This window comes from Pedobacter sp. 05L430, assembly GCF_056397585.1.
The window spans coordinates 1-4,683 of the sequence record NZ_JBFTNT010000402.1; the positions used below are offsets into that span (position 1 = coordinate 1).

Annotated in this window: 6 protein-coding genes; 4 read left to right on the forward strand and 2 right to left on the reverse strand. The window is 34.6% G+C overall.

All coding sequences use genetic code 11. The features are described 5' to 3' along the window. The 4 genes from AC1DG9_RS25490 to AC1DG9_RS25505 all read left to right on the forward strand — a co-directional run. Nucleotides 1–341, forward strand: a 341-nt coding sequence (locus tag AC1DG9_RS25490; protein WP_477635508.1) for a hypothetical protein, incomplete at its 5' end; no start/stop codon positions are given. After that, nucleotides 334–1,335 carry a PD-(D/E)XK motif protein gene (locus tag AC1DG9_RS25495; protein WP_337717697.1) on the forward strand — a complete coding sequence of 334 codons (1,002 nt, stop codon included), beginning with the start codon at nt 334–336 and terminating at the stop codon, nt 1,333–1,335. The genes AC1DG9_RS25490 and AC1DG9_RS25495, both read left to right, overlap by 8 nt. A 3-nt stretch (nt 1,336–1,338) precedes the next feature. Beyond that, nucleotides 1,339–3,285 carry an AIPR family protein gene (locus AC1DG9_RS25500; RefSeq protein WP_477635509.1) on the forward strand — a complete coding sequence of 649 codons (1,947 nt, stop codon included), beginning with the start codon at nt 1,339–1,341 and terminating at the stop codon, nt 3,283–3,285. 246 nt (nt 3,286–3,531) lie between these two features. After that, nucleotides 3,532–3,963, forward strand: coding sequence for a secondary thiamine-phosphate synthase enzyme YjbQ (locus AC1DG9_RS25505; protein WP_337717693.1), 432 nt, complete (start codon nt 3,532–3,534; stop codon nt 3,961–3,963). On the opposite strand, the gene AC1DG9_RS25510 is transcribed toward AC1DG9_RS25505, so the two are convergent. Together AC1DG9_RS25510 and AC1DG9_RS25515 are read right to left on the reverse strand one after the other, a co-directional pair. Beyond that, nucleotides 3,956–4,309, reverse strand: coding sequence for a hypothetical protein (locus tag AC1DG9_RS25510; RefSeq protein ID WP_337717691.1), 354 nt, complete (start codon nt 4,307–4,309; stop codon nt 3,956–3,958). The genes AC1DG9_RS25505 and AC1DG9_RS25510 overlap by 8 nt on opposite strands. A gap of 31 nt (nt 4,310–4,340) precedes the next feature. Next, nucleotides 4,341–4,469, reverse strand: a complete 129-nt coding sequence (locus AC1DG9_RS25515; RefSeq protein ID WP_477622919.1) for a hypothetical protein — start codon at nt 4,467–4,469, stop codon at nt 4,341–4,343. Between the last annotated feature and the right edge of the window lie 214 nt (nt 4,470–4,683).

The window sequence follows — 4,683 nt, forward strand, 5'->3', positions numbered from 1 at the left end:
ATTCACGATCTATTAAAGATGAAAGAGCAAATAGTTTGTTCATAAAAAGAATGATTGATCCAAAGGATGAAATAGAGGATTTTAATACTATTGAAAGAAAAAACATCGAAAACAATAGCCTATCCAATATAGAAATAAGAGGTCTAGCCCCCAGAAAACATAGACCATTACTGATGATCTATGTCTTGAATATTACGGACAAAGCGAAGACGGAAAACATGTGGTTTGAAAAACAACCCGTGGGATTTGCGATAAGCTGGCCGGCGTCCGAAACGGCCGTTCCAATAAATTATGTAATTAATTCGGTTTATGCAGAACTTGAATTGAGCGAGGATGATTAATTATCGGGAAATATGGAAATCAATCAATGAAGAATCAGCTGGTTACCCGGATAGGGGATTGATTGCCAGAAAGATTCCTTCAAGCGGTGCCTTTTCTGTTTTTCTGGCGACTGATTTTAGAAGAAAGATACGGCTACTATATGTCAAGCTGGAGAGAGATGTGTTGGTTAAAACAAATGATCTTCCGCGGTTCAGAGGTTTTGAAATTTCATGCGTTATCTCCTCAATTGGATCTTTTAAAAATTCAGAATTTCTGAAATTAACACAGTCAATTCCTGAAACTGAAGGTGTTTTTGAATTAGTGATTTCTGATTTGTGTGATCATATTACCAGAATTAAGGATAGACTACATCTTAATCCCTTGCTGATTAAAGTTTTAGCTGAGTGGAAATTATTTTTTGAACGTTCAGAAGATAAAATGTTAACCCTTGCCGAGCAGAAAGGACTTTTTGGCGAATTAACATTTCTAAAAAACTATCTTTTAAAAATTTATCCTCCTGACCAGGCTTTGATCTTCTGGACAGGTGGGAATCGGACAAACCATGATTTTCAAATTGATGAGAAGGCCGTTGAAATAAAAGCCACTTCGGGAAAAATGCCCTGGAAATTTACCGTTTCATCAGAAAAACAATTGGATAATACAGGATTAAAACACTTATATCTGGTGTTATTTATAATTAATGTTCATGACAATAGAACTTCTGATAACCTTTCAGCCTTTGTGAATGAGGTTTTCGATATGATCCGGAATGATTTATCTGCCCTATCACAATTCGAAATTAAGCTCGCCAAATACGGTTACTATATGTCACACTCAGAGAAGTATACGACTGGATTTTCATTAATCCAGGTAAATGCTTTTGAAGTCAGAAATGATTTTCCTCGTTTGATAAACACTAAAATTCCATTAGGGATAGGTGATATTAAGTACACAGTTATGGTATCGGCTTGCACAGAATTCGAAATTAAAACAGATATAATAAACCTAATATAAATTATGACCCTTTCAGATTTTGCCATTGATTTTCTTGAGTATGCGCTAATGGCCGTAGAGGATGAGAAAATTTCTCAGGAAGACGCAGTTACACAGGATATATTGGAATACACTATTGATTCAGGTGATGTTGTTGCTGCAGAATTATGTCATTACAAAGTTCGTGGAATTAAGATAAACGCCTGGAACTATGATGAAGAAAATGAAGTTGTTGATTTATTTGTAACAATTTTTAAATCAGAAGCAAAACTTCAAAGGGTCTCCGATAAGGATGTTGAAGATGCCTTTAAAAAAGCCGAGAATTTTTTCTGGGCAGCAAGAGAAGGTAAGCTTTTGGGAAAAGTGGAAGAGTCGGAAACCATAGTTTTTGATCTCGTTCAAATAATTGAGCAGACAAAAGAGACTGTAAAAAATGTCCGCATATTTGTCTTTACAAATGGACAGGCATCGACTGAGACCATTCCAAAAGCAGGGGAAGAGAGAAATATATATTTTGATTTTCAATTATGGGATATAGAAAGACTATATCAACAATACCTGATCAGAAGCGATAAACAGCCTATTGAAATTGATTTTATTTCCGACTACAATTATAAACTTAAATGTCTGTCCATGGATAGCGTGAGTGATAACGTAGACTGTTATCTTGCAATTTTGCCTGCCAATATCCTGGCAAAGATATATGGAAAATACCGTCAGGGAATTCTGGAAAAAAATGTAAGAAATTTTTTACAATTTAAGACTAAAGTTAATCGTGGGATTCGTAAAACTATTATTAGTTCTTCAGATATGTTTCTTTCTTACAATAATGGAATATCTACGACAGCTGAAAACGTATATATTCAGTATGAAGCCAACATTCCTTATATAACAAAAATTGAAAACTGGCAAATAGTTAATGGAGGACAAACAACAGCTTCTATTTTTGCTACCTCGTTAGAAAAGGGAATTGATTTGTCGAAAGTATTTGTGCAGCTGAAAATTTCCAAAATCAAAAATGTTAAAGAAATGGATATGATTGTTGGATATATTTCACAATACGCAAACAGTCAGACAGGAATCAAAGATTCAGACTTTGAAGTAAATTCAGAGTTTTTCGTAAATATCCAACAATTTTCAAGGTCAGAATGGATACCTTCTATAACAGGTGGAAGAGCGACATCAAAATGGTATTTTGAGCGGACAAGAGGTCAGTATCTTGAAGATAAGGCAAAACTCACAACTTCAGAGTCCAAAAAGTTTGATAAAGAATATCCGAAAAACCGAAAATTCACCACACCGGATATAGGTAAATATGAAATGAGTTGGCAACAGAAACCATATGATGTATCAAAAGGTGCTGAAAACAATTTTAAAATATTTATCGACGAGATAAAAAATGAAAAGCCGGTTATTGACAAGGATTATTATCACTACCTAATAGCGAAAGCTATTCTTTTCAAAGATATTGACGCTATTGTCGCAAGGGAGAAGCTTGGAGGTTATAAGGCTAATATGGTCTCTTATCTGATTGCCTGGATATCTTATAAAACCAATAAAAGACTGTCACTTGATTATATCTGGGAAAATCAAAGAATATCTGAGGGATTAACTCTTGCGTTGACCAGGATGATGCCAATTGTCTGGGATCATATAAATTCACCAATCAAAGCAGGAACAAACATTGGAGAATGGTGTAAAAAGCCCGAGTGTTGGGTTTCGTTAAAAGATAAGGTTGTTGATATTGAGGAATTGTCAGCCGAGGTAATTGAAACTAATGCACAAAATGTCGATGGAGATATCTCTGAACAATATGTTTCAGAATTCGATATTAGAGTATTAGAGGAAGTACCAGGTATGCCTATCCACGAATTTGCTGAGACGACGATTAATCGTTCAATTAAGATTTTATCAGCGCTGGAAGCATTCACCTCATCAATGGCTTGCGTAAATTCGTTTTTGACAGATTGAAGCGTATCATTTGGCTTCCACATGGAGTGTTTGGGTAAATGATATAACTTCTTAATTGATTTCCAGCTACTTTAATAACCTTTAATTTCAACTCGTCTAATCTAGCTGATATATCAAAAATTATTACAACATTCATTTTCTTGCTATTTTAAAACTACTCTTAAAGCAGGAATTACTTCTAAAGTTGTTCCTCTGATATTCTCAGATGTAAATAGCTACTTTAGTGCTAACATGAAATCATTATTTATGGAAATCTTCCAAATAATATTAACGCTTCGAGCAAGAAAAAGAGGGTTTCACCTGATTACTGATGAAGTAGAAGCGGCCTTCCCAGAAATTAAATTATTAAAAACCGGGATTTGCCAGGTATTTATTCAACATACTTCTGCTTCCCTTACTATTAATGAAAATGCGGATCCGACAGTCCGGAAAGATTTTGAAACTTTCTTTAATAAGACGGTTCAGGAAGATGATCCTGATTACGAGCATGACTATGAAGGTTCTGACGATATGCCTGCTCATTTAAAATCGTCAATTTTGGGTAGCTCAGTAACTATACCCATTCGTAACGCAAGGTTTGCACTGGGTATTTGGCAGGGTATATATCTTTGCGAGCATCGTAATTATGGAGGTGAAAGAACCTTGGTTATAACCGCTTTGGGCGAAAAGTTTATTTAACGATGTCCTTAGGCGCCAAAAACAAAAATGGCATGGCTATGATCTGTAGAACACAAGCAATAACACTTAGTATACCATATACTGGATAAGTATCAAATTCCTTTAAAATTGGCTGTAATGCAAACACACTAATTACAGTGATAAAAGTAAGAACCCACTTTAGCCAATCCTTGCCTAACGTTGCAAAATAGCCCAAAACAGCAATTAAGAGTGTTGTTTCGAGTGCCAGAGTACCCGTGGTAATATTATCAGCATAATGAAGAAAATGATTTATTAATGTAACTGCTGATGCTGTAAAGATTAGGTAAGCGGCAATCTTGTAATTTTTATGAATAGTTTGTTGCATCGAAAAGTTCCTTCTTTTTTGAGAGCGGAGATTACAAACATAAGATAAATACATCATCTCCCTGCAGCAGATATTGTTTTTTGAACTTGGCATGGCTTTCCAGTATGGTAAGCTCCTTGTCGTTAATAGTTGTTTGATATGCCTTAAAAAATTCGAACACTAGATGATATTTTTTGCGCTAAGTTAAGGTAATTTTGCTGTTCACAGTTCTTTTCGGAGCACCAGTAACAGACAATGTAAAGTTATATTTTTAATAATTATTATAATATTTTAATTTTTTGGAATGTTTTAGTGGAGGATAAGTGTATTAAGATGAAATGTATTTATCATAGAGAAAGTTTTGAATTTGTAGGTGTTCAAACAAATCCTGCTAA

Coding starts and splice junctions, on each gene's coding strand:
- AC1DG9_RS25505 (WP_337717693.1), top strand. CDS start 3,532: ATGGAAATCTTCCAAATAATATTAACGCTTCGAGCAAGAAAAAGAGGG.
- AC1DG9_RS25500 (WP_477635509.1), top strand. CDS start 1,339: ATGACCCTTTCAGATTTTGCCATTGATTTTCTTGAGTATGCGCTAATG.
- AC1DG9_RS25495 (WP_337717697.1), top strand. CDS start 334: ATGATTAATTATCGGGAAATATGGAAATCAATCAATGAAGAATCAGCT.
- AC1DG9_RS25510 (WP_337717691.1), bottom strand. CDS start 4,309: ATGCAACAAACTATTCATAAAAATTACAAGATTGCCGCTTACCTAATC.